Here is a 22,507-nt window from a genome sequence, read left to right as displayed (position 1 = left end):
GCTCTGCACAATCGCCAGTGATTCGCTAAGCAAGAACGTCAATGAATTCCGCCACTATGGACACTGTCCCTTGAGCGCTCTCATCCAAGATGATTGGCTGATATGTTGCATCATGGGATTTTGGTGACAGTACGACGCGTCGATGTGTCCAGCCCCCGTCGGGACCGACCTGCTTTTCGCTGGAATAGACCTTCACCGTAAAGCTTCCGCCCGTTTCCGGATCGGAAATGTCACGATGCTGTGCAAGCACGATCTTGCCCTGTCGCGTTCCCTGCGGTTTCGTCCGAAATAAGCACCACGCCCCGTTGGGAATAGTTCTATTCATGGACTCGCCGATCACCTGTGCGATGAACATGTCAGGGCCGATGGACACTTCATCATCCACAGGTGCGCCCCATTCCAGATCGTTGTCGTCCAGCGACTGGATGGATGAGAACGTTCCCGCCGCAATCTTCAAAGGAATGACGGGGACAGCATTCCGAAACCGGACCACCTCACCCATCGGCAAGACTCGGAAGGGTCGATCGTTGGCTGCATCCGGGAGCGCAGGTATAGGCAACGTTCGTATGGGTAGGATTTGCGTCGGTCTGGTGCCACGAATTCGCTGTCGAAAGTGTTCCGCGGTCTCGCCATCCGTGCAATAGACATAGCAGCCCTTCATGCCACGTGTCATCAAGGTCCGGTAAGTGTTCTTAATGATTGCGTCGGCCTGTCGCGAAGCGTTCACCGGGTCGCACTCCGCCATCGACTTGAGTCCGCGAATGGTCTTGTCCGATTTGGCTCGCTTCTCCGGTCGAGTGATGACCTGGCCGTTGCGGACGATCAAGTCATCTCCAATGATCACGCCAACGTAGTCCACTTCCAAGCCCTGGCAGGTGTGAATGCATCCCACCTCAGACACCGACTCCGGTGAGACGATCCACAGACTTCCGTTCTGCGTCAAATTCCAGCGGGCCTTGAAGTCATGGTCCGGCATGACGATGTCGTATGCAGCGGGATCCTTCTTGCTGGGCCAACCCCAGCAGTACCCGGCCACCATGCGCGCCCGATTCCTCTCCTTGTTGCGTTCAATAATGAGATTTCTGAGTTCCACGGGAGAAGCGACGACCCGGAAGTCGAACTCCGCCACATCCAAATCAGGATTCGCGGTCTCCCTGACTTGCAGGTTGCGATCGACCCAAGCCAAGTACCCGTCTGAGCCATTGCATCGAAACTGCGACGCGAGTGACGCTTCCTTCACCCGTGCGCCGAACTCTCGCGCCCAATGCTTGATCGTCTCCCGGTCGCCGACATCCTTCAACGTCACCTTTTGGGCTTCATCGAGGAAGAAGACAGTGAATCGCGCCGCCCGGATCAACTCCTTCACCTGATGATCTCCAAGGTTCCCGTAGAGTCCCGATTTTTCGTTGAGACGGTGCGCTTCGTCGACAACAAGCCCATCGAACGCATCCGGTTTCGTTTCGGTGAACGCACCGGATCCAGAGAACATGTGTGAAATCTCAGTTTTCTTCATGCTCCCAGTAAGCCGGGCTTCGAATACCGCTCGGGGTGCAGCATTCTTGGTCACGTACTTGGCGACCAATCCAGCGCCCGTCAGAGCGACGAGCAGATGGACGGCGACGACCGACTTCCCTGTGCCGGGTCCACCTTCAACGATCAAGACCTGCTTTTCACCATTCTGTGCCTTTCGGGCTTGCTTCATCGCCGCCTCGAAAACGAGCTTCTGGTCGTCGAGGAGAACGAACTCCTCGTTCCCTTTCAGCATTCCAAGCAAGCCGTCCGCCAGACTCTTGGAAGGACGGATACGCCCCTTTTCGACTTCATACAGCGCGTGGCCTTTGTCGCCTTGGCGAACGTGCTGCCGAATGAAATCCCGAAGGCGCTGGCGCTCGTCAGCCCCTTCAAGAAAAAGTGGAGCGCGTTCCACGTGGTGCCGGTAGAAGTCGTGCGTGATTGCGTCCGCTGGCGGCGGATAGTTGTGCAAGTAGGCACACGGCACTAGTTGAATGCCCCCCTCGTAGACGGCTTCGTTAAAGCCCTGGAGCAAAGCAGCGTATGACCACGCTTGGTACGACGGGTGGCTCACTTCCGTTTCGCCATGGGCGAACCTCGCCCACACGACGGCGTCCTTGTCCGTCTTCCGCGCCGAACTCCATTGCTTGAGTTCGACGATGATCATGCAAGAGCGCTCATCAGCCGTCTTCCCAGTGAGCAGGAAATCGACGCGCTTTGCAGACTGCGGAATGGTGTATTCGATCGCAACGCCGCAATCGTCCGGAACTCCATCGTCATTCAGAACCTTGCCCATGTACGCAAGCGAGGAGGCCCAAGCTTGCACTTGGCTTTTCGACACACTTCCACCGGTTCGACGTCGATACTGATCGAGGACCACTTCCTCAATATCGTTCTGGAAGACGTCCGTCAGGAACTGCTGCTTCTCGGCCTGGTAGATGATCACGGCCTAGAGGTCCGAGTATTTCTTGCTCGAGCCACGCGCCTTCTCGATCGGGTATCTGCTCGCATTGGCCGCAAGCTTTGACAAGAGCGCAGACTCCAGATCAATGCCGGTGTCATGCGCCATGAGGAGCAAATAGGACAGCACGTCAGCGAGTTCATCCGCGACTTCTTGCTGGCGATCCTTCGCCACTTGTTGAATGGCAGGGCCTTCTTTCCACTGAAAAATCTCCAGCAGCTCAGATGCTTCCAACGATAGTGAGAGCGCCAAATCCTTGGGGTTATGGAACTGCTTCCACTCACGCTCATCTCGGAAGCAGACGACCTTTTCGGCCAGTTCACGTAGGTCTGACATCTTGCCTTCCATTTTGCTGCAGCAAGTCAGCGCAGCTTGGTTGAAGCGACCTTACACGATCGCGGAGGCACCGGCATCCCCACTCAATGCTCAGGCGTACCGGGCCGCGGACGCCAGCAACGCCCTCTGCACCCGCGTCGTCCGCAGCTCCCCCGGCCCCACCACCTCCACATCCTCCCCAAACCTCAACACATCCCCCAGCAACTCCCGATCATCCGAATACGGCACGCTCAGCACATACCCCCCATCCGCCTCGTCCCGGCCCTCTTGCTGCGGATGCCACTGCTCCCGGCGCACCCACCGCGCCCGCTCCGCCGAAAACTTCAGCACCGCCATGTGCTTCGGCTTGCCGTTGAAGATGCCAAACCCCTGCCACTAAGCGTTCGTCCAGGCTGCGGGTGCTCACCTCCTTGGCCGCGGTGGCCAGCACATGCGCCTCGGCCAGCGCGTCCACGGCGAAGCTGCGCAGGTCTTGGCGCAGGTGGCACCAGGCGTCCACATACCAGTTGTCTCGGTAGTGCACCAGGCGTTGCGGGGAGAGTTCGCGCTCCAGCGTCTCGCCGGTCTGGCGATTGAAGTGCTTCACCTGGATGCGCTTGCGGCCCATGGTGGCGGCGGCCACGGCTTCGAAGTGCTGGATCTTCAGCTTGCGCTTGCCGGCATGCAGCAGGCGGATGCGCTTGGCGACGACTTCGCCGCTCAGGCCCTCTTTGGCCATCAGTTCGTCCAGCCGAGCCTGTAGCGGGCGCAGCTTGGGGCCGATGAGGCCCGGCGCCAGTTGCGCCAGCAGCTGCTGGATGGTGACGAGGGCGACGACTTCTTCGGCGCTGAACCGCAGGCCGGGGAGTGGTCGTCTGCTGCCAATGCACTGCCTTCTGCAGGGTGCAGGAAGCTCTGGATTCCCGCCTCCGCGGGAATGACGGGGTGCCGGGCGCTGGTCGCGCAGCTTGGCGATGTCGCACTTGAGGGTGGCGCGGGGGACTTCGAATTGGGCCATCAGCTCGGTGGCGGGATGGCGCGGCGGCCGGTGAGCAAGGCTTGTATTGGTAGAGGCGGACTGCTTCGCTCAACTCGGGGCCTCCATCCTTTTGTAAGGAAGATGTTACTGGGAAAGGGGGTGGGGGAGGTAGGGGTTTCTGGGTGGAGCGGTGCCAAGCGTGACGCCCTCACCCCGGCCCCTCTCCCGCAAGCGGGAGAGGGAGGAAGGCGGGCGGTGGTGGGCATGGTGCGGCTACTTCGGACAGGACGCCTGATCGTCTGCTTGGGCAAGCTCACGGGATGAGCCCGGGGGCTGATCGTTTGGACAGGGGTGACGCGCTCGAATCTTGGAATCTTGATTGCCTCCGCGAGGTGCCCGTCTGTACACTCGACAGAATGCTGCCGCACTCTGACCGCGCAGTTGTCGAACCGAGCAAAGTCCGGGACTACTTGCTGTCCCCGTCCCATCCTATCGGCCGCTTCAAAGCGATGGTCTTCGCTGCCCTGGGATACACCCCGGACCAATGGGAGACGCTCCAAAGGGATTTGCTGACCCTGGGCCAGACCAACCCCGCGGTTCCTGGTCAGATGAGCCGGTATGGGCAGAAGTACGAGGTCAGTGGTACTCTGGTGGGGCCTTCCGGCCGAAGTGGCAAGTTCGTCTCTGTTTGGCTCATCGCGACAGGGGACGACGTTCCGAGGCTGGTGACTGTTTTTCCGGGGTGAGCCATGTACAAGTTGCTAGACACCGTTGCCTTGACCCATGACATGCCCGATGCCGGCTTGCAGCGCGGCGACTTGGGTGCGATTGTCGAACTGCTGGCACCGGACGCCATGGAGGTTGAGTTCGTTGCTGCGTCCGGACGAACCCAGGCCTTGCTAACGCTTCATGCGGAAGACATCCGGCATGTGGGTGATCGAGACGTTATCGCCGTTCGGACTTTGGAGGGGGCGGCCGGCTGAGTGTCGGCCGCCGGCGAGCGCCCTGGTCGGGCACCGCCGGCTCGTTACCACGGGTCACTGCACTTCGCGACCGACGGAGGTGCCGAACTCCACCGAAGCATGCAGGTTGGCTTTCGTGATCCCTTGAATCAGATCGTCCAAGCGGTACCCGCGGAGAGTGGGGATCAGCACGATCTTCCCGTCCAGCGTCTGAAGTTCTAGTTGGTCGCCCAAGGCGACGTTCACCTCCTGCATGACGGCGGCGGGCAGGCGGACGGCGCCGCTCTTGCCCCATTTCTGAATTTCGACCTGCATCGCTGCCTCCAGGCGGCTGGTTCTAGTCCGGAAGGACTGTACCCCGAACCGCCCGTTTCCAGTATCTTGCCCACCGGTGGCCGCCTCCCCCGGCTCACCAGGAGCGCAGCTTGCCCCCACTTGCCGCCACACTCTCATCCGCCATGAAGCCGCCACCGAGCCGCCCCAGCTGGATCGCGGCCGATCTCCGCGGCGGCATCGTCTCGCCTGGTCGCCATTCCGCTCGCCATGGGTTTCGGCATGTTCGCCTTCGTCGCGCTCGGCGAGGCCTACTTCGGCCACGGCGTGCTGGCCGGGCTGTGGAGTGCCTTCATCGCCGGCGTGGTGTGCGTGCTCACGGGCAACCGTTCCACCACCGTCTACGCGCCGCGCGTCACCACCACGTTCTATCTCGGCTCGGTGCTCTTCGCGCTGTCGCACTCGCCGGTGCCCGCGTTGCAGGACGGCGGCCTGCCGATGGTGCTGGCCGTCTTCATGGGGATCGTGTTCCTGGGCGGCGCCTTCCAGGCGCTGTTCGGCCTGGTACGCCTGGGCTCGCTGATCAAGTTCACGCCCTACCCCGTGATGGCCGGCTTCCAGAATGCGGCAGCGCTGCTGCTGTTGCTGGTGCAGGCCAGCACGCTGCTGGGCATGCCGGTCACGACGGGGTTCATGGAGGTTCCGGCGCAGCTGGGCCAGGCCCACCCGCTGACGCTAGTGGTGGCGGCAGTCGCCGTGTTGGTCATGTGGAAAGGCAAGCGCTGGTTCCCGCGCGTGCCGGCCTTGCTACTGGGGCTGGCCGCCGGCACGCTGGCCTGGTACGCGCTGGCGGCCTTCGGATTTCGCGCCGCCCTCGGCCCGCTGATCGGCGGTCTGCCCGCGATGTTGCGTCCGCTGGATGTGAACGCGCTCTGGAATCTGATGCCGGGCGCCGCGCACTGGCCGCTGGCCTGGGTGATGGTGCCGGCCGCCCTGGGGCTGGCCTTCATCGCCTCCCTGGACGCGCTGCTGTGCGAGCGCATCGTCGCGCCGGAGGGCAACAGCCCCCGCGAGAGCGACAGGCAGCTGGTCCGCCTGGGCCTGGGCAACATGGTGGCGGCGCTGGCCGGCGGCATCACCGCCGGCGTCAACATCGGCCCGAGCACCCTGAATCGCGCACAAGGCGCGCGCGGCGCGGCGTCGGTGCTGGTGAACGCGCTGGTGATCCTGCTCACGATGCTGTTCCTGCTGCCGCTGGTGGGGTTGCTGCCGCGGGTGGCGCTGTCGGCGGTGATCGCCGTCATCGCCATCCAGCACTTTGACACGTGGACGCTGCAGGTCTTGCGGCGGGTCCGCACGGACGCCGGGCCGCGCCGGCGCGGCCTGTTGCTGGAACTCGGCGTCGTCTTCGTGGTGACGCTGTTGTCGGTGGCGGTGAACATCGTGGCGGCCGTCTTCATCGGCGTGCTGATCGCCGTGGGGCTCTTCCTGCTGCGCATGAGCCGCTCGGTGGTGCGCCGCCACTACCGCTGCGACGAGGTGCGCTCGCACCAGAGCCGCGACGCGCTTTCGATGAACCTGCTGGCGCGGCATGGCGCGCGCATCACCGTGTTCGAGCTGGAGGGTCCGCTGTTCTTCGGCAGTTCCGAGGCGCTGGCGCGCACGGTGCGCGAGGTGGCCGGCGAGGACGCCTTTGCCGTGATCCTGGATTTCCGGCGCGTGAACGACCTGGACAGCACCGGCGCGCGCGTGCTGCTGCAGCTGCACCAGGACTTGACGCGTGCCGGATGCAGTGTGCGCTTCAGCGGCCTGCGCGCGGGCAGCGTGGTGGCGGGCGCGATGGCGGATCTGGGGTTGGCCGCGGACCGGCGCCGGCCCACCGGCACGCCCGACCTGGACCTGGCCATCGAAGCGGCGGAAGACGACTTGCTGGCCACGCTGCGGCCGACGCCCGCTGTGCTGCAGCCGATCACGTTCGAGACGCTGGAACTCGCGCGCAACTTCGATGCGCGCGAGCGGGAGATCCTGCGGAGCTTCTTCGTCGAGCGTCGGTTCGCCGCGGGCGCGACGGTGTTCGCGCAGGGCGACTTCGGCACCGAGCTCTTCATCGTGATGCAGGGCCGGGCTACCGCGATGCTGCATCAGCGCGGTGCCGAGCCATTGCGCCTCGCCACGTTCGCGCCAGGCGCCACCATCGGCGAACTCGCGCTCCTGGACAGCGGCTCGCGCTCGGCCACCGTCGTAGCGGACTGGCCGCTGGTCTGCCTGGTGCTGTCGGCCGGCAGTTTCCGCGACATGCAGGCGCGCGAGCCCGCCGTCGCCATCCGGCTGCTGGTGAACCTGGGGCGCGAACTGGGGTTCCGCATGCGGCGAGCCAACCAGATGCTGCATCGGCTGGCTGCGTGACAAATCCCCGGCCATCCGCGAGACTCGTCGCATGAACCCTTCCCCGGACTCCCCGCGCGCCCCCCGCCACGCCAGCTTGCTGCTGCGCTGCCCCTTGCGCGCGGGCGTCGCGGCTGAACTCACGCAACTGGTCCAGGCCCACGGCGGCCGCATCCTTTACCACGACCAGCATGTGGAGGCCGAGGAGGGACAGTACTTCACCAGCCTCAAATGGGATGCGAGCGACATGACGCTGACCGACGCCGACGTGGCCAAGCGCCTGGCCGTCATCGGCGGCAAGAGCCCGGCCGCTGAATGGTCGCTGCACTACTCCGACCGGCCGTTGCGAATGGCGTTGTTCGTTTCGCGCGATCCCTGGTGCCTCTACGACATCCTCGCGCGCGTGAGCTCAGGCGAATGGCAGGTGGAAGTGCCGCTGGTGGTGGGCAACCACCTGGACCTGGAGCCGGTGGCGCGCCAGTTCGGCGTGCCGTTCCACCATTTCCCGATGACCAAGGACACCAAGGAGGAAGTGGAGACGCGCCAGCTCGAACTGCTGAAGCAGGAGCGCATCAACTTCATCGTGCTGGCGCGCTACATGCAGATCCTGAGCGGGCGCTTCGTGCAGGCGTATCCCAACAACGTCATCAACATCCACCACGCGTTCCTGCCCGCGTTTCCGGGGGCGAAGCCGTATCACTCAGCGCGGGAGCGTGGGGTGAAGATGATCGGGGCGACGAGCCACTATGTGACGGAGACGCTGGATGCTGGGCCGATCATCGAGCAGGATGTGCAGCGGGTGAGCCATCGGCATTCGGTCGCGGACCTGGTGCGGCTCGGGAGGGACCTGGAGAAGATCGTGCTGTCGCGCGCGATCTGGCGGCATCTGCAGAGGAAGGTGATTGTGTTGGGGAATCGGACGGTGGTGTTTGAGTAGGGGCTGGGGCGGCCGTCCTACGGGTCTGTCATGCCGGACTTGGTCCGGCATCCATGCAACCCTGACTCGCCAAGATGGATGCCGGATCGAATCCGGCATGACAAGTCTTGAAGATTCGCTACAGTCTCCACAAGACGCAGGAGCAAAAACCCATGTACACCCCCTTCGATCTCCGCAACCGCGGCGTCGTCATCACCGGCGGCAACGGCGGCATCGGCTACGGCATGGCACGCGCCCTCCTGGCGGCCGGTGCCTGGGTCGCCATCTGGGGCTCCAACGACGAGAAGACGCACAAGGCCGTGGCCTCGCTGGCTGAGGAATGCGGCGACGCGTCCCGCGTCCACGGTTTCGTCTGCGACGTCAGCGACGAAGCGCAGGTCGACGCCACGTTCCAGAAGTCGGTGGACGCCCTCGGGCAGGTCGACGCCTGCTTCGCCAACGCCGGGGTGGGCGGCAAGGGCACGGCGCTGGTCGACATGACACTCGAAGAGTTCCGGCGCGTGCAGCGCGTCAACGTCGAGGGCGTGTTCCTCACCTTTCGCGCGGCGGCGCGCTACATGATCGGGCGCGGTGCCGGCGGTTCGCTGGTGGCCACGTCGAGCACGGCGGCCGTCGAAGGCGCGGGGCGCAACAGCCACTACGGCGCCTCGAAAGGAGCTGTGTCGTCCTACGTTCGCGCGCTGGCGATGGAACTCGCGCGGCACCGCATCCGCGTCAATTCCATCCTGCCGGGCTGGATCGTCACCGACATGACGCAGCACTCCGTGGAGAACGAGAAGTTCGCCAATGCGGTGATGCCACGCATTCCCATGCGGCGCTGGGGCGACATCGATGACTTCGGCGGCATCGCCGTCTACCTCGCCAGCGAAGCATCAGCCTACGCCACCGGGGAGCAGTTCCTCATCGACGGCGGCTATACCAAGTTCTGAGAGCCTCGACATGACAGACAAAGTGGCCCTGATCACCGCCGGTGGCAGCGGCATGGGCGCGGCGGCCGCGCGCCGCCTGGCGGCCGACGGCTTTCAGGTCGGGGTGTTGTCCTCGTCCGGCAAAGGCGAAGCCCTCGCGAAAGAACTCGGGGGCGTGGGCGTCACGGGCTCGAACCAGTCGAACGAGGCACTTGGTCAACTCGTCGATCTCGCGATGTCACGCTGGGGCCGTGTCGACGTCCTCGTCAACAGCGCCGGCCACGGGCCCAAGGGGCCGGTCCTCGAGATCTCCGACGAGGATTGGCACAAGGGCATGGAAACCTACCTGCTGAACGTGGTCCGTGCGACGCGCCTGGTCACGCCCATCATGAAAGCGCAGCAAGGCGGCGCGATCATCAACATCTCCACCGCCTGGGTTTTCGAGCCGAGCGAGCTGTTCCCGACCTCCGGCGTCTTCCGCGCTGGGCTGGCCGCGTTCACGAAGGTCTTCAGCGACACGCATGCGCAATTCAACATCCGGATGAACAACGTGCTGCCGGGGTGGATCGACAGCCTGCCGGCGTCGGAGGCGAGGCGTGAAAGCGTGCCGCTGCGACGCTACGGCAAGAGCGAGGAGATCGCCGCGACGATCGCCTTCCTGGCTTCGGAAGGCGCCGCCTACATCACGGGCCAGAACCTGCGCGTGGACGGCGGGCTCATGCGTTCGCTCTAGGGGCCGCAGCGCATGAATCCCGATGCCGCAAAGATCTGGCAGGCGCCCCGCTGGGCCCTCGCGCTGCTGCTCGCCGTGCTCGGCATGCTCGGCCCGTTCTCGATCGATACGTACATCCCCGCCTTCGCGGGGATCGCCAAGGCCCTGAAGGCCACGCCGGTGGAGATGCAGCAGACGCTTTCGGCGTACCTGTTCGGCTTCGCCTTCATGAACCTGTTCCACGGCGCGCTGTCGGACAGCCTGGGGCGGCGGCCGGTGGTGCTGTGGGGCATCGGCGTGTTCACGCTCGCTTCCGCCGGCTGCGCCTTGTCGCAGACGGTCGGGCAACTGGTGTTCTTCCGGGCCTTGCAGGGCTTGTCGACGGGCGCCGGCATCGTCGTGTCGCGTGCGGTGATCCGCGACATGTTCCCGCCGGACCAGGCGCAGAAGGTGATGAGCCAGGTCACGATCTACTTCGGCGTGGCGCCCGCCGTCGCGCCCATCATCGGCGGCTGGCTCTTTGTCTACGCGGACTGGCACAGCATCTTCTGGTTCCTCACCGGGGTGGGCGTGCTGCTCTGGACAGCCAACTACAAGCTGCTGCCGGAGACGCTGCACGATTCGCAGCGGCAACCCTTCAACGTGCCGAACCTGATGCGCGGCTATGCGCAGTTGGTCTCCAACCCGCGTTTCTTCCTGCTGGCACTGGCCAGCGGGATCCCGTTCAACGGCATGTTCCTCTACGTGCTGTCGGCGCCGGCGTTCCTGGGCGAGCACCTGCGGCTGGAGCCGACCGAGTTCTTCTGGTTCTTCGTGCTCACGGTCGGCGGCATCATGGTGGGCTCGTTCGCCAGCGGCCGGCTGGCTGGGAAGATCGCGCCGAAGAAGCAGATCCGCCACGGGTTCGTCGTGATGCTGCTGGTGTCGGTGGCGAACGTGGTGGCCAACGAGGTGTGGGCGCCGAACCCGGCATGGGCGCTGTGGCCAATCGCCGTGTTCGCGTTCGGCTGGGCGCTGATGGTGCCGGTGGTCACGCTGCTGGTGCTGGATCTGCACCCCGAGCGCCGCGGCATGGCTTCGTCGCTGCAGGCTTTCGTGGGGTCGTCCGCGAACGGCATCGTCGCGGGGATCATCGCGCCGCTGGTGATGCACTCGACGCAGGCGCTGGCCTGGACGTCATTGGGGATGATGAGTATCGGGCTGGTGGCGTGGGTGTTCTTGCGGAGGCGGTGGCCGGAGACGGGGAGGTAGCTCCCCCCGGATGTCATCCCTGCGTAGGCAGGGATCCAGGAGGACTTTGCCGTGAGGCCGAGACGCTCCAAGGCCTGGATCCCAGCCTGCGCTGGGATGACGGCCCTCGGGCTACTGCAGCGGCCCCTTCAGCGCCTTCGGGATCGGCAGCGGCAACACCGTGATCCCCTCCTCCAGCAGTGAATCGGTCTCCGCGCGCGAAGCCTGCCCGCGGATGCTGCGCTCCTCGCTCTCGCCGTAGTGGATGCGGCGGGCCTCCTCGGCGAAGCGCTCGCCGACGTCCTCGGTGTTGGCCATGACATGGCGCACCATCTTCATCCAGGCGGCCTGCATGTCCGGATCGGCGGTGGCGACGACGTCGCGCTTGGGTTCCGCCGGAGCAGCGGCGCCCAGGTTCAGCCGTGGTGCGCTGGGCAGCTTGGCGACCGCCGCATCACCGCACATCGGGCACTCGACCAGGCCGCGCGCCAGCTGCGACTGGAATTCGTCTTCCGACGCGAACCAGCCCTCGAAGCCGTGGGCATGACTGCACTGGAGATTGAGGACCTTCATGGAACCCAGATTATGGCTTCCAGGCCAAATCCCAAGTCCCCGCCAGGACGTTCTGCAGCCAGAGCGCACTCGCCAGCGTCTTGGAATCCCGCACGATGCCATCGCGGCACCATGCCAACAGCTCCTGGGGCGTGGCGGTGATCACCTCGAGGAACTCGCCTTCATCGAGCTTGCGCTCGGTGAGGGTCAGCCCGCGGGCGAACCAGATGTCGATGAACTCGTTGGAATAGGCCATGGTGGGGTGCATCGTGGCCGCGAAGGCCCATTCGCGCGCCACATAGCCGGTCTCTTCCAGCAGCTCGCGCTTGGCGCAGGCCAGCCTGTCCTCACCCGGGTCGACCTTGCCGGCCGGGAATTCGATCACCACCTGGCCGATCGGGTGGCGGTACTGGCGCTCCATGACCAGCCGGCCGTCGTCCAGGATCGGCACGATGCAGACCGCGCCGGGATGCAGGATGTACTCGCGGGTGGCGCTGCCGCCGTCGGGCAGGCGCACGGTATCGCGCACCGCATGCAGGAAGTGGCCTTTGACCAGCTGCTCCGAGGCGGTGGTCGTTTCGATCAGGTGCTTGTCGTCAGGCATGGGTCACTTCTTGTGCTTGGCGAGATAGCGCCAGACGAATCCGGGAAAGGCGAACGTGAGAAACAGCGTGCCGGTGATCGCGTAGAACTCCCAGCGCTGCGGCGCGATCTGGCCCGCGTGCTTCTCGAGCATCAGGCCGATGCCGCCGACGACGAAGTACAGCACGACGAGTTCCGCCAGGCGCAGCGGGAGGCTCTTGGGCTGCTTCAGCGCGAGCACCCCGAACAGGCGCTGCGAGACGAAAGGCAGGTTGGCCCCCAGGAAGGCCAGGACCAGCACCGTCCAGACGGATGCGGTTTGGGACACGGTGCCCTGCCAGCCGGTTCAGGTATTCAGTGTGCGGAGGATGGCCTGCGCGCACAGGGTCATCAGGCCACCCGGCAGGATGCCCAGCACCAGGATCAACGCGCCGTTGATCGTGAGCACCACCCGCACGTCGAGCGGCGCGGCGACGGTGGTCGCCGTGATCGGCGCATCGAAGTACATGACCTTGATGACGCGGATGTAGTAGAACGCGGCCACCAGCGACATCAGCACCGCGTAGACCGCCAGCCCGATGTAGATCGGGCTGCCCGACACCACCAGCGACTGCAGCACGGCCAGCTTGGCGTAGAAGCCCACCATGGGTGGCACCCCGGCCAGCGACAGCAGGCAGATCGCCATGATGGCGGCATAGAGCGGGCTGCGCTGGTTCAGGCCGGCAAGGTCGGCGATCTCGTCGCTTTCGAAGCCCTCGCGCGCCAGCAGCAGGATCACGCCGAAGCTCGCCAATGCGGTGAGCACGTAGGTGACGATGTAGAACATCGCCGAGCTGTAGGCGTTGGCGGCCGGTGCGGTGCTGCCGTTGACGACCCCCGACAGCAGGCCCAGCAGCACGAAGCCCATCTGGCCGATGGTGGAGTAGGCCAGCATGCGCTTCAGGTTGGTCTGCGCGATGGCGGCGAAGTTGCCGATGAAGAGGGATGCCACGGCCAGCACCATCAGCATCTGCTGCCAGTCCATGGCCAGCGGCATCAATCCTTCGGCCAGCAAGCGGATGCAGATGGCGAAGGCGGCGAGTTCGGGCGCGCTGCCGATCATGAGCGTCACGGCCGTCGGCGCGCCCTGGTAGACGTCCGGGATCCACATGTGGAACGGCGCGGCGCCCAGCTTGAAGGCCAGGCCGGCGACGACGAACACCAGGCCGAACACCAGCACCTGGTGCTTCACCTGGCCGGTGGCGATGATCTTGGAGACGGTGCCGACGTCGAGCGAGCCGGTCGCGCCATAAAGCATCGACAGCCCGTACAGCAGGAAGCCGCTGGCCATCGCACCCAGCACGAAGTACTTCATGGCCGCTTCGGTCGCCGTGGCATGGTCGCGCCGCAGCGCCACCAGCGCATAGCTGGAGAGCGTGAGCAGTTCCAGGCCGAGGTAGATCACCAGGAAGTTGCTGCCGGAGATCATGACGAAGATGCCGAGCAGCGAGAACATCGCCAGCGTGAACATCTCGCCGCCGCGCAGCATGTCGCGGTCGCCCGCGTAGGGACGGCCGTAGACCAGGCAGACCATCATGGCCAGCGTGGCGAAGCACTTCAGCCAGTTGCCCATGGGGTCGCTCACCACCATGCGGCCGAAGGCGTAGATCGTCTGGCCTTCCGTGGCGAAGAAGGCCGTGAAGTACGCCACCACACCGAGGGTGGCCATGGTCAGCCAGTAGGTCGCGGTGCGCAGGCGCGACGTGACGCTCAGGTCGGCGATGGCGATCACGCAGGCCATGGTGAGCAGCACGATCTCGGGCGAGACGATGATCAGGCTCAGTTTGTCGATCATTTGAGATGCTTCCTGTGCTTAGAGCTTCGAAGCCGCTACGTGCTTCAGGAAGTCGGCGACCGACACGTTCATCACGTCGGTGAAGGGTTTCGGGTGGATGCCCATGTAGAGCACGGCGATGGCCAGCAGCGAGAGCATCAGGAACTCGCGCGCATTGATGTCTGTCAGCGCCCTCACGTCATCGTTGGCGATGGGGCCGAAGTACACGCGCTTCACCATCCACAGCGTGTAGGCGGCGCCGAAGACGAGGGCCGTGGAGGCCAGTGCACCGAGCCAGAAGTTGGCCTTGACCGCACCCAGGATCACCATCCACTCGCCGACGAACCCGGCGGTGGCGGGCAGGCCGCAGTTGGCCATGGCGAACAACACCGCGAAGGCCGTGAAGTTGGGCATGGTGTTGACCACCCCCCCATAGGCCGCGATGTCGCGCGAATGCACCCTGTCGTACAGAACGCCGATGCACAGGAACATGGCGCCCGAGACGAAACCGTGGGCGATCATCTGCACGATGCCGCCGGCCACGCCGAGGTCGTTGAAGATGAAGAAGCCCAGCGTGACGAAGCCCATGTGGGCGACCGACGAATAGGCCACCAGCTTCTTCATGTCCTGCTGCACCATCGCCACCAGGCCGACGTAGATGACGGCAATGATCGACAGCCCGATCATCAGCCAGGCCCATTCGCGCGCGGCGTCCGGCGCGATCGGCATCGAGAAGCGCAGGAAGCCGTAGGCACCCAGCTTCAGCATGATGGCCGCCAGCACGGCGGAGCCGCCGGTGGGCGCCTCCACGTGCACGTCGGGAAGCCAGGTGTGCACCGGCCACATCGGCACCTTGACGGCGAAGGCCGAGAAGAAGCCGAAGAAGAGGAGCGTCTGCGCAGTGGATGACAGCTTGAGCTGGTGCCAGGTGGCGATGTCGAAGCTGCCGTTGGACTTGGTGTAGAGGTACACCAGCGCGATCAGCATCAGCAGCGAGCCGAGCAGCGTGTAGAGGAAGAACTTGAACGCCGCATAGATCTTGTTGGGCCCGCCCCAGATGCCGATGATCAGGTACATCGGGATCAGCGTGGCCTCGAAGAACGTGTAGAACAGCACGGCGTCGAGCGCGCAGAACACGCCGATCATCAGGCCCGACAGGATCAGGAACGCACCCATGTACTGGTTGACGCGCTCCGTGATGACTTCCCACCCGGCGATGACCACCACGACGGTGATGAAGGCGGTGAGCAGCACGAACCAGAAGGAGATACCGTCCAGCCCCAGGTGATAGTGCACGTTGAAGCGGTCGATCCAGCGGACCTTCTCGACGAACTGCATCGCCGAGGTGGTCACGTCGAACGCGCCGTACAGGGGCAGCGTCACCAGGAAGCTGATGACGGCACCGACCAGCGCCACCCAGCGCACGGTGCGCGCCTGGTCGTCGCGGCCCAGTGCCAGCAGCAGCACGCCGAAGACGATCGGCGTCCAGATGGCCAGGCTCAAGAGTCCCATCTTCATTCTTGTTCTTCTCCTACTTGCCGAGCCACTGCTTCAGGACCGGCTGGAACATGGGCCAGCTGACGAAGTACGTCATGAGCACGATCACGCCGATCAGCATGGCGAAGGCGTAGTGGTAGATGTAACCCGTCTGGAACCACCGCACCACCCCGGCGAACCAGCCGACGAAGCGGGCGCTGCCGTTGACCATGGCGCCGTCGATGATGGCCTGGTCGCCGCCCTTCCAGAACGCGATGCCAAGGCCGCGCGCGCCGCGGGCCAGGACGTTCTCATTGAACCAGTCCATGTAGTACTTGTTCTCGAGCAGCGTGTGGATCGGCTGCACCGCGGACTTGATGCGTGCCGGCAGCGCCGGATTCACCATGTACATGTAGTACGCCGCGCCCACGCCGGCCACGGCCAGCCAGAACGGCAGCGTCATGAGGCCATGCGCCGCCATCTGCAGCGGGCCGTGGAAGATCTTGGCGAGTTCGGCCATCGCCGGATGCCGCGCCGCGTCGACCACGATGGCGTCCTTGAAGAAGTCGCCGAACAGCATGGGGCCGATGGTGAGGAAGCCGATCACGACCGAGGGGAAGGCCAGCAGCAGCAGCGGCGCGGTCACCACCCAGGGAGACTCGTGAGGCTCGTGGTGGTCGTCGTGACCATGACCATGGCCGTCATCGTGATGCGCATCCGGGTTCTGGCCGAAGCGCTCCTTGCCGTGGAACACCAGGAAGTACATCCGGAACGAATAGAACGCCGTGACGAACACACCGGCCAGCACCGCGAAGTGGGCGAAGCCCGCACCCGGCAGCGTGCTGAAGTGCACCGCCTCGATGATGCTGTCCTTGGAATAGAAGCCGGCGAACAGCGGCGTGCCGATCAGCGCCAGCGACCCCAGCAGCGACGTGATCCAGGTGATCGGCATGTACTTGCGCAGGCCGCCCATCCAGCGGATGTCCTGGTTGTGGTGACAGCCCATGATCACGGAGCCGGCCGCCAGGAACAGCAGCGCCTTGAAGAAGGCGTGCGTCATCAGGTGGAACACGGCGACCGAGTAGGCCGAGGCGCCCAGCGCCACCGTCATGTAGCCGAGCTGCGACAGCGTGGAATAGGCGACCACGCGCTTGATGTCGTTCTGGATGATGCCCAGGAAGCCCATGAAGAGCGCGGTGATGGCGCCGATCACGAGGATGAAGCTCAAGGCCGTGTCGGACAGCTCGAACAGCGGCGACATGCGCGCCACCATGAAAATGCCGGCCGTCACCATGGTGGCGGCGTGGATCAGCGCGGAGATCGGTGTCGGGCCTTCCATCGAGTCGGGCAGCCACACATGCAGCGGGAACTGCGCGCTCTTGCCCATGGCGCCGATGAACAGGCAGATGCACAGCACCGTGATCACCAGCCAGTCGGTGCCCGGGAACTGCAGCTTGGCGACTTCGCCTGCCTTGCCGAACACTTCGCCGTAGTTCAGCGAGCCGGTGTAGGCGACGACCAGGCCAATGCCGAGGATGAAGCCGAAGTCGCCGACCCGGTTGACCAGGAACGCCTTCATGTTGGCGAAGATCGCCGTGGGCCGGTTGAACCAGAAGCCGATCAGCAGGTACGACACCAGGCCCACCGCTTCCCAGCCGAAGAACAGCTGCAGGAAGTTGTTGCTCATCACGAGCATCAACATCGAGAACGTGAAGAGCGAGATGTAGGCGAAGAAGCGGTTGTAGCCTTCGTCTTCCTCCATGTAGCCGATGGTGTAGATGTGGACCATCAGCGACACGAAGGTCACGACGCACATCATCATGGCCGTGAGACCGTCGACCAGGAAGCCGACTTCCATCTTCAGGGAGCCGATCACCATCCACTCGTAGATCGTCGCGTTGAAACGCGCGCCCTGCGTGGCCACGGCCCACAACGTCTGCGCCGAGAGGATGAAGGCCACCAGCACGCCGAGGATGGTCAGCGTGTGCGTCAGGCGCCGGCCGATCCACTTGCCGCCGAGGGTGGTGCCGAAGATGCCGGCCAGCAGCGCGCCCGCGAGGGGCGCGAGCGGGACGGCGAGCAGCGTCGATGCGTTGAGGGTCGTACTCATGTTTCTTGGGCGAGGCTTTTCGCGCCCCTAGCCCTTCAAAGTGTTCAGTTCTTCGACGTTGATGTTCGACTTGTTGCGGAACAGCAGCACCAGGATCGCCAGGCCGATGGCCGACTCGGCCGCGGCCACCGTGAGGATGAAGAACACGAACACCTGGCCGTGCATGTCGCCCAGGTAGTACGAGAACGCCACGAAGTTCATGTTGACGGCCAGCAGCATCAGCTCGATGGCCATGAGCAGCACGATCAGGTTGCGGCGGTTCAGGAAGATGCCGATGACGGACAGCGCGAACAGGATCGCGCCCAGCGTCAGGAAGTGTCCGAGCGTGAGGCTCATGCTTTTGCCTCCCCGCCGGCGGCGGCCGCGGCGACGACCGGGTCCGGTTGTTGCGGCACCGTCGGCAGTGACGGCGGCAGCTTGACGATCTCGAGCCGGTCCTTGGCCTTCACCCGCACCTGGATGGAAGGATCGATGTGCTTGCTGTCCTTGCGCTGGCGCAGCGTGAGCGCGATGGCGGCGATGATGGCCACCAGCAGCAGCACCGCGGCGATCTCCAGCGGGTACAGGTACTCGCTGTAGAGCAGCTTGCCGAGCTCCTTGGTGTTCGAATACTGCGCGCCGCCCGAAGCCGCGGCCTGCGCCGCCACGCCCGGCATGGCCTTGGGCTCCTCGCTGGAGCGGAAGCCGCCCATCAGCACTGCGGCCATCTCCAGCGCGATCAGCGCGCCGATGCTCGCAGCCATCGGAAAGTTCTTCCAGAAGCCTTTGCGCAACTCGGCGACGTCGATGTCCAGCATCATCACCACGAACAGGAACAGCACCATCACCGCGCCGACGTACACCAGCACCAGCGAGATGGCGAGGAACTCCGCCTTGAGCAGGATCCACACCGCGGCGGCCTGGAAGAACGCCAGCACGAGGTAGAGCGCCGCATACACGGGGTTGCGCGACGTGATGACGCGGAAGGCCGCGAAGAGCAGCACCGCGGCAAACAGGTAGAAGAGGCCGGTTCGGATGTCCATGGTCTTGTTGTTTTCCGCCTTACCGGTACGGCGCGTCGGCGGCGCGGTTGGCGGCGATCTCGGCTTCGTAGCGGTCGCCGATGGCCAGCAGCATGTCCTTGGTGAAGTACAGGTCGCCGCGCTTCTCGCCGTGGTATTCGAGCACGTGCGTCTCGACGATGGAGTCCACCGGGCAGCTTTCCTCGCAGAAGCCGCAGAAGATGCACTTGGTGAGGTCGATGTCGTAGCGCGTGGTGCGGCGGGTGCCGTCGTCGCGCTGCTCGCTCTCGATGGTGATGGCGAGCGCGGGGCAGACGGCCTCGCACAGCTTGCAGGCGATGCAGCGCTCTTCGCCGTTCTCGTAGCGGCGCAGCGCGTGCAGGCCGCGGAAGCGTGGCGACAGCGGCGTCTTCTCTTCCGGGAACTGCACCGTGATCTTCTTCGCGAAGAAGTACTTGCCCGTGATGCGCAGGCCCTTGAACAGCTCCATCAGCAGGAAGCTGGAGAGGAAGTCCTTGAGCGAGAACGCGGACTGGCCGGGGGCCAATGTTTGGGAGGACATAGGCGGTTTACTTGAAGATGTTGTACGGCGTCTGCATCCAGGCGCCGATCACGACCAGCCAGACCAGCGTCACCGGAATGAAGATCTTCCAGCCCAGGCGCATGATCTGGTCGTAGCGGTAGCGCGGGAAAGTCGAGCGGACCCACAGGAACATCGTGACCACCATGAAGGTCTTGATGCCCAGCCAGATCCACCCGGGGATCCAGTTCAGCACCGGCGCGTCGATCGGGGGCAGCCAGCCGCCCAGGAACATGATGACCGCCAGGATGGAGACCAGCCACATGTTGGCGTACTCCGCCAGGAAGAACATGGCGAAGCTCATGCCCGAGTATTCGATCATGTGGCCGGCGACGATTTCGGATTCGCCTTCGACCACGTCGAACGGATGGCGGTTGGTCTCGGCCAGGCCGGAGACGAAGTACACGACGAAGATGGGCAGCAGCGGCAGCCAGTTCCAGGACAGGAAGTTCACGCCCTTGGACGCGAAGAAGCCCTTGTCCTGCTGCAGCACGATCTCGGTCATGTTCAGGCTGCCGGCCACCATGAGCACCACCACCAGGCAGAAGCCCATGGCGATCTCGTAGCTGACCATCTGCGCGGAGGCGCGCAGCGCGCCGAGGAACGCGTACTTGGAGTTGGAGGCCCAGCCGGCAATGATCACGCCGTACACCTCGAGCGAAGTGATGGCCATCAGGAACAGCAGGCCGGCATTGATGTTGGCGAGCGCGACGTCGGGCCCGAACGGGATGACGACCCAGGCGGCCAGCGCCGGCATGATCGTCATGATCGGGCCGAGCAGGAACAGGCCCTTGTTGGCCACCGTCGGGACGATGATTTCCTTGGTCAGCAGCTTCAGCGCGTCGGCGATCGGCGTGAGCAGGCCGAACGGACCCACGCGGTTCGGGCCCGGGCGGATCTGCGTGAAGCCGATTGCCTTGCGTTCCCACAGCGTCAGGTAAGCCACAGCGCCCATCAGGGGCGCGACCACGCAGACGATCTTGATCAAGGTCCAGACGATGGGCCAGCCGGCGCCCGTCCACCAGGGTGCCGCGATCAGCCCGTTGCCGAGACCGTAGACGGTGTCGATCATGCCGGCACTCCCTGCGCCTTGGGCGCGGTGGCGAGCGCGTCGGCGGTGAGCTGCAGCGAGGGCGCGCGGCGGACGATGCCGTCCAGCTGGTAGATGCTGGCCGTGACGGGCACGCCGCCTTGCACATTGGGTTGAACACCAGCCGTCGTGGCGTTGCTCAGCTTGTCGCCCTGCACCAGGGCCTGGCCGTTGTCGGCGCCACGCGCGTCCGCCAGCACGTCCTGCGCCGACTCGTATTCGAAGCCGGAGACGCCCATCAGGTTGGCCAGCACGCGCAGCACCTTCCAGGCCGGGCGCGTTTCGCCCAGGGGCTTCACGACGGCGTGGAAACTCTGCACACGGCCTTCGGCGTTGACGAAGGTGCCCGGCGTTTCGCTGAAGGGGGCGATCGGCAGCAGCACGTCGCTGAAGTCCAGGTTGGCCTTGAACGGGCTCAGCGTGATGACCATGTCCACGCCGTTCAGCGCGGCCGCGGCGCGTTCGCGTGCCGCGGAGTCGTGCACCGGCTCGGTGTTCAGCAGCAGCACCGCCTTGAGGCCACCGGCCAGCATCTGGCCGGCATTCAAGCCGCCCGCGCCGGGGAGCGCGCCCACGAGTTGCGCGCCCACGGTGTTGGCCGCCTCGGTCAGGTAACCCACCGTCGCGCCGGTCTGCTGGCCGATCCAGTTGGCCAGCGAGAGCAGCGCCGAAGCGCTGGCGTGGTGTGCCGCCGCGTTGCCGAGCAGGATGGCCTTGCGTTCGCCGCCCAGCAGCGACTTGGCGATTGCCTTGGCGCTGTCGGTGGCCTGGCCCGCACCGGGTGCCTGGGCGCCGGTTTCGGCGCCGATGGCCGACGCGACGTCCGCCAGGGCCTGCAGCCACTGGCCAGCCGGCGCCACGACTTTCGACGCGATGCCCATGGCCCAGTCGTTGTCCGCGTCATGGATGACGGAAATCTGGCAGCCCTTGCGGTTGGCGGCGCGCAGGCGCAGCGCGAACAGCGGGTGATCCTTGCGCAGGTTGGAGCCGATGACCAGCGCGCGCTGCAGATGCGACAGCGAAGCGACAGAGGTGCCGAGATAGCGCACGCCCTCGCTCGCCGTGAACTCCGCGTTGCGCAGCCGGTAGTCGATGTTCTCGCTGCCCAGGCCGCGCACCAGCTTGCCGGCCAGGAACAGTTCTTCCACCGTGCTGTGCGGGCTCACCAGGGCCCCGATGCTCTTCGCGCCGTGGTCCGCCTTGATCTGCTTCAGGCCGTTCGCCACGTATTCGAGCGCGGTTTGCCAGTCGACAGGCTTCCATTCGCCGCCCTGCTTCAGCATGGGCGTGGTCAGGCGCTCGTCGGTGTTGAGCGCTTCATACGAGAAGCGGTCCCGGTCGGCCAGCCAGCACTCGTTGACGTCGTCGTTCTCCAGCGGAAGCACGCGCATCACACGGTTGTTCTTGACCTGGACGATCAGGTTGGCGCCGGTGGAGTCGTGCGGGCTCACCGACTTGCGGCGCGACAGCTCCCAGGGCCGCGCGCTGTAGCGGAACGGCTTGCTGGTGAGCGCGCCGACCGGGCACAGGTCGATCATGTTGCCGGAGACTTCGGAGTCGACGGTGTCGTTCAGGATCGTCGTGATCTCGGAGTGCTCGCCGCGGTGGATCATGCCCAGCTCCATCACGCCGGCCACTTCCTGGCCGAAGCGCACGCAGCGGGTGCAGTGGATGCAGCGCGTCATCTCCTGCATGGAGATCAGCGGGCCGACGTCCTTGACGGGGACCACGCGCTTTTCTTCCTCGTAGCGCGAGGAAGAGCCGCCGTAGCCGACAGCGAGGTCCTGCAACTGGCATTCGCCGCCCTGGTCGCAGATGGGGCAGTCCAGCGGATGGTTGATCAGCAGGAACTCCATCACCGACTGCTGCGCCTTGATCGCCTTGTCGCTCTTGGTGCGCACGATCATGCCGTTGGTGACGGGCGTGGCGCAGGCCGGCATGGGCTTGGGCGCCTTCTCCACGTCGACCAGGCACATGCGGCAGTTGGCTGCAATGGACAGCTTCTTGTGATAGCAGAAATGCGGGATGTAGGTGCCGGCCTTGTCCGCGGCATGCATGATCATGCTGCCTTCGGTGACCGAGACCGTTTGTCCGTCAAGGTTGATTTCGATCATGGCTTTACTCCCTCC

General features: G+C 64.8%; 23 protein-coding genes. 7 read left to right on the top strand and 16 right to left on the bottom strand.

What is annotated here, in order from left to right; translation table 11 throughout:
• Nucleotides 1-25: 25 nt before the first annotated feature.
• The 4 genes from FN976_RS21845 to FN976_RS21830 form a co-directional block, all read right to left on the bottom strand.
• Nucleotides 26-2,458 (bottom strand): DNA/RNA helicase domain-containing protein, encoded by a 2,433-nt coding sequence (locus FN976_RS21845; RefSeq protein WP_145895198.1) that lies wholly within the window; start codon nt 2,456-2,458, stop codon nt 26-28.
• A 3-nt stretch (nt 2,459-2,461) separates the two neighbouring features.
• On the bottom strand, nt 2,462-2,821 hold the full coding sequence (locus FN976_RS21840; RefSeq protein ID WP_255440691.1) for a nucleotide pyrophosphohydrolase: 360 nt from the start codon (nt 2,819-2,821) through the stop codon (nt 2,462-2,464).
• A gap of 78 nt (nt 2,822-2,899) precedes the next feature.
• Nucleotides 2,900-3,106, bottom strand: a complete 207-nt coding sequence (locus FN976_RS29805; RefSeq protein WP_489885984.1) for a WCX domain-containing protein — start codon at nt 3,104-3,106, stop codon at nt 2,900-2,902.
• The gene (locus FN976_RS21830; protein WP_145895195.1) at nt 3,021-3,806 is read right to left on the bottom strand and encodes a helix-turn-helix transcriptional regulator; all 786 of its coding nucleotides are present in this window, start codon (nt 3,804-3,806) and stop codon (nt 3,021-3,023) included. Before FN976_RS21830 ends, FN976_RS29805 begins: the two co-directional genes overlap by 86 nt.
• A gap of 281 nt (nt 3,807-4,087) precedes the next feature.
• On the opposite strand from FN976_RS21830, the gene FN976_RS29800 reads away from it, so the two are divergent.
• Together FN976_RS29800 and FN976_RS21820 are read left to right on the top strand one after the other, a co-directional pair.
• Nucleotides 4,088-4,513: a DUF6883 domain-containing protein gene (locus FN976_RS29800; RefSeq protein WP_432417884.1), complete on the top strand. Its 426-nt coding sequence runs from the start codon at nt 4,088-4,090 to the stop codon at nt 4,511-4,513.
• A gap of 3 nt (nt 4,514-4,516) precedes the next feature.
• The gene (locus FN976_RS21820) at nt 4,517-4,750 is read left to right on the top strand and encodes a DUF4926 domain-containing protein (RefSeq protein ID WP_145895193.1); all 234 of its coding nucleotides are present in this window, start codon (nt 4,517-4,519) and stop codon (nt 4,748-4,750) included.
• Between the two features lie 54 nt (nt 4,751-4,804).
• Here FN976_RS21820 and FN976_RS28980 read toward each other — a convergent pair whose 3' ends face one another.
• The gene (locus FN976_RS28980) at nt 4,805-5,044 is read right to left on the bottom strand and encodes an AbrB/MazE/SpoVT family DNA-binding domain-containing protein (RefSeq protein ID WP_186511079.1); all 240 of its coding nucleotides are present in this window, start codon (nt 5,042-5,044) and stop codon (nt 4,805-4,807) included.
• 183 nt (nt 5,045-5,227) lie between these two features.
• Between FN976_RS28980 and FN976_RS21810 the strand changes: the two genes are divergently transcribed.
• The 5 genes from FN976_RS21810 to FN976_RS21790 all read left to right on the top strand — a co-directional run bounded on the left by FN976_RS21810 (nt 5,228) and on the right by FN976_RS21790 (nt 11,195).
• Nucleotides 5,228-7,408, top strand: coding sequence for an SLC26A/SulP transporter family protein (locus FN976_RS21810; RefSeq protein ID WP_255440723.1), 2,181 nt, complete (start codon nt 5,228-5,230; stop codon nt 7,406-7,408).
• A 31-nt stretch (nt 7,409-7,439) separates the two neighbouring features.
• A complete protein-coding gene (purU, locus tag FN976_RS21805; RefSeq protein WP_145895190.1) occupies nt 7,440-8,324 on the top strand; it encodes a formyltetrahydrofolate deformylase in 885 nt (294 codons plus the stop codon).
• A 152-nt stretch (nt 8,325-8,476) separates the two neighbouring features.
• The gene (locus FN976_RS21800) at nt 8,477-9,253 is read left to right on the top strand and encodes an SDR family NAD(P)-dependent oxidoreductase (RefSeq protein ID WP_145895189.1); all 777 of its coding nucleotides are present in this window, start codon (nt 8,477-8,479) and stop codon (nt 9,251-9,253) included.
• Nucleotides 9,254-9,263: 10 nt separating this feature from the next.
• The gene (locus FN976_RS21795) at nt 9,264-9,965 is read left to right on the top strand and encodes an SDR family oxidoreductase (protein ID WP_145895188.1); all 702 of its coding nucleotides are present in this window, start codon (nt 9,264-9,266) and stop codon (nt 9,963-9,965) included.
• 12 nt (nt 9,966-9,977) lie between these two features.
• A complete protein-coding gene (locus tag FN976_RS21790; protein ID WP_145895187.1) occupies nt 9,978-11,195 on the top strand; it encodes a multidrug effflux MFS transporter in 1,218 nt (405 codons plus the stop codon).
• 111 nt (nt 11,196-11,306) lie between these two features.
• On the opposite strand, the gene FN976_RS21785 is transcribed toward FN976_RS21790, so the two are convergent.
• From FN976_RS21785 to nuoG, 11 genes are read right to left on the bottom strand one after another with little or no spacing between them, the layout of a single operon-like run.
• Entirely contained in the window at nt 11,307-11,747 is a 441-nt protein-coding gene (locus tag FN976_RS21785; protein WP_145895186.1) for a DUF1178 family protein, read from the bottom strand.
• Between the two features lie 10 nt (nt 11,748-11,757).
• Nucleotides 11,758-12,330 (bottom strand): NUDIX domain-containing protein, encoded by a 573-nt coding sequence (locus FN976_RS21780; protein WP_145895185.1) that lies wholly within the window; start codon nt 12,328-12,330, stop codon nt 11,758-11,760.
• 3 nt (nt 12,331-12,333) lie between these two features.
• Nucleotides 12,334-12,636 carry a DUF2818 family protein gene (locus tag FN976_RS21775; protein WP_145895184.1) on the bottom strand — a complete coding sequence of 101 codons (303 nt, stop codon included), beginning with the start codon at nt 12,634-12,636 and terminating at the stop codon, nt 12,334-12,336.
• An 18-nt stretch (nt 12,637-12,654) separates the two neighbouring features.
• Nucleotides 12,655-14,142, bottom strand: a complete 1,488-nt coding sequence (gene nuoN / locus FN976_RS21770; RefSeq protein WP_145895183.1) for an NADH-quinone oxidoreductase subunit NuoN — start codon at nt 14,140-14,142, stop codon at nt 12,655-12,657.
• Between the two features lie 18 nt (nt 14,143-14,160).
• Nucleotides 14,161-15,633 (bottom strand): NADH-quinone oxidoreductase subunit M, encoded by a 1,473-nt coding sequence (locus FN976_RS21765; protein WP_145895292.1) that lies wholly within the window; start codon nt 15,631-15,633, stop codon nt 14,161-14,163.
• A 19-nt stretch (nt 15,634-15,652) separates the two neighbouring features.
• Nucleotides 15,653-17,707 carry an NADH-quinone oxidoreductase subunit L gene (gene nuoL, locus FN976_RS21760; RefSeq protein ID WP_145895182.1) on the bottom strand — a complete coding sequence of 685 codons (2,055 nt, stop codon included), beginning with the start codon at nt 17,705-17,707 and terminating at the stop codon, nt 15,653-15,655.
• A gap of 27 nt (nt 17,708-17,734) precedes the next feature.
• Nucleotides 17,735-18,043, bottom strand: coding sequence for an NADH-quinone oxidoreductase subunit NuoK (gene nuoK, locus FN976_RS21755; RefSeq protein WP_145895181.1), 309 nt, complete (start codon nt 18,041-18,043; stop codon nt 17,735-17,737).
• Complete coding sequence (locus tag FN976_RS21750; protein WP_145895180.1) at nt 18,040-18,729, bottom strand: NADH-quinone oxidoreductase subunit J; 690 nt, start codon at nt 18,727-18,729, stop codon at nt 18,040-18,042. The genes nuoK and FN976_RS21750 overlap by 4 nt, the downstream gene beginning before the upstream one ends.
• 19 nt (nt 18,730-18,748) lie before the next feature.
• On the bottom strand, nt 18,749-19,270 hold the full coding sequence (nuoI, locus tag FN976_RS21745) for an NADH-quinone oxidoreductase subunit NuoI (protein ID WP_145895179.1): 522 nt from the start codon (nt 19,268-19,270) through the stop codon (nt 18,749-18,751).
• Between the two features lie 7 nt (nt 19,271-19,277).
• Nucleotides 19,278-20,360 carry an NADH-quinone oxidoreductase subunit NuoH gene (nuoH, locus tag FN976_RS21740; protein ID WP_145895178.1) on the bottom strand — a complete coding sequence of 361 codons (1,083 nt, stop codon included), beginning with the start codon at nt 20,358-20,360 and terminating at the stop codon, nt 19,278-19,280.
• Nucleotides 20,357-22,492: an NADH-quinone oxidoreductase subunit NuoG gene (gene nuoG, locus FN976_RS21735; protein WP_145895177.1), complete on the bottom strand. Its 2,136-nt coding sequence runs from the start codon at nt 22,490-22,492 to the stop codon at nt 20,357-20,359. Before nuoG ends, nuoH begins: the two co-directional genes overlap by 4 nt.
• Nucleotides 22,493-22,507 lie beyond the last annotated feature (15 nt).

This window comes from Caenimonas sedimenti (assembly GCF_007833165.1).
In the GTDB taxonomy this organism is placed as follows: domain Bacteria; phylum Pseudomonadota; class Gammaproteobacteria; order Burkholderiales; family Burkholderiaceae_C; genus Ramlibacter; species Ramlibacter sedimenti.
This window is presented reverse-complemented; position numbering and strand designations above follow the sequence as displayed.

Excerpts from the sequence above, each read along its gene's own strand:
- FN976_RS21785 (WP_145895186.1), bottom strand. The coding sequence starts at position 11,747 with ATGAAGGTCCTCAATCTCCAGTGCAGTCATGCCCACGGCTTCGAGGGC.
- FN976_RS21840 (WP_255440691.1), bottom strand. The coding sequence starts at position 2,821 with ATGGAAGGCAAGATGTCAGACCTACGTGAACTGGCCGAAAAGGTCGTC.
- nuoN (WP_145895183.1), bottom strand. The coding sequence starts at position 14,142 with ATGATCGACAAACTGAGCCTGATCATCGTCTCGCCCGAGATCGTGCTG.
- FN976_RS21750 (WP_145895180.1), bottom strand. The coding sequence starts at position 18,729 with ATGGACATCCGAACCGGCCTCTTCTACCTGTTTGCCGCGGTGCTGCTC.
- purU (WP_145895190.1), top strand. The coding sequence starts at position 7,440 with ATGAACCCTTCCCCGGACTCCCCGCGCGCCCCCCGCCACGCCAGCTTG.
- FN976_RS21800 (WP_145895189.1), top strand. The coding sequence starts at position 8,477 with ATGTACACCCCCTTCGATCTCCGCAACCGCGGCGTCGTCATCACCGGC.
- FN976_RS21780 (WP_145895185.1), bottom strand. The coding sequence starts at position 12,330 with ATGCCTGACGACAAGCACCTGATCGAAACGACCACCGCCTCGGAGCAG.
- nuoI (WP_145895179.1), bottom strand. The coding sequence starts at position 19,270 with ATGTCCTCCCAAACATTGGCCCCCGGCCAGTCCGCGTTCTCGCTCAAG.
- FN976_RS21820 (WP_145895193.1), top strand. The coding sequence starts at position 4,517 with ATGTACAAGTTGCTAGACACCGTTGCCTTGACCCATGACATGCCCGAT.
- FN976_RS21795 (WP_145895188.1), top strand. The coding sequence starts at position 9,264 with ATGACAGACAAAGTGGCCCTGATCACCGCCGGTGGCAGCGGCATGGGC.
- nuoH (WP_145895178.1), bottom strand. The coding sequence starts at position 20,360 with ATGATCGACACCGTCTACGGTCTCGGCAACGGGCTGATCGCGGCACCC.
- FN976_RS28980 (WP_186511079.1), bottom strand. The coding sequence starts at position 5,044 with ATGCAGGTCGAAATTCAGAAATGGGGCAAGAGCGGCGCCGTCCGCCTG.
- nuoL (WP_145895182.1), bottom strand. The coding sequence starts at position 17,707 with ATGAGTACGACCCTCAACGCATCGACGCTGCTCGCCGTCCCGCTCGCG.
- FN976_RS29800 (WP_432417884.1), top strand. The coding sequence starts at position 4,088 with ATGAGCCCGGGGGCTGATCGTTTGGACAGGGGTGACGCGCTCGAATCT.
- FN976_RS21765 (WP_145895292.1), bottom strand. The coding sequence starts at position 15,633 with ATGGGACTCTTGAGCCTGGCCATCTGGACGCCGATCGTCTTCGGCGTG.
- FN976_RS21830 (WP_145895195.1), bottom strand. The coding sequence starts at position 3,806 with ATGGCCCAATTCGAAGTCCCCCGCGCCACCCTCAAGTGCGACATCGCC.
- nuoK (WP_145895181.1), bottom strand. The coding sequence starts at position 18,043 with ATGAGCCTCACGCTCGGACACTTCCTGACGCTGGGCGCGATCCTGTTC.
- nuoG (WP_145895177.1), bottom strand. The coding sequence starts at position 22,492 with ATGATCGAAATCAACCTTGACGGACAAACGGTCTCGGTCACCGAAGGC.
- FN976_RS21790 (WP_145895187.1), top strand. The coding sequence starts at position 9,978 with ATGAATCCCGATGCCGCAAAGATCTGGCAGGCGCCCCGCTGGGCCCTC.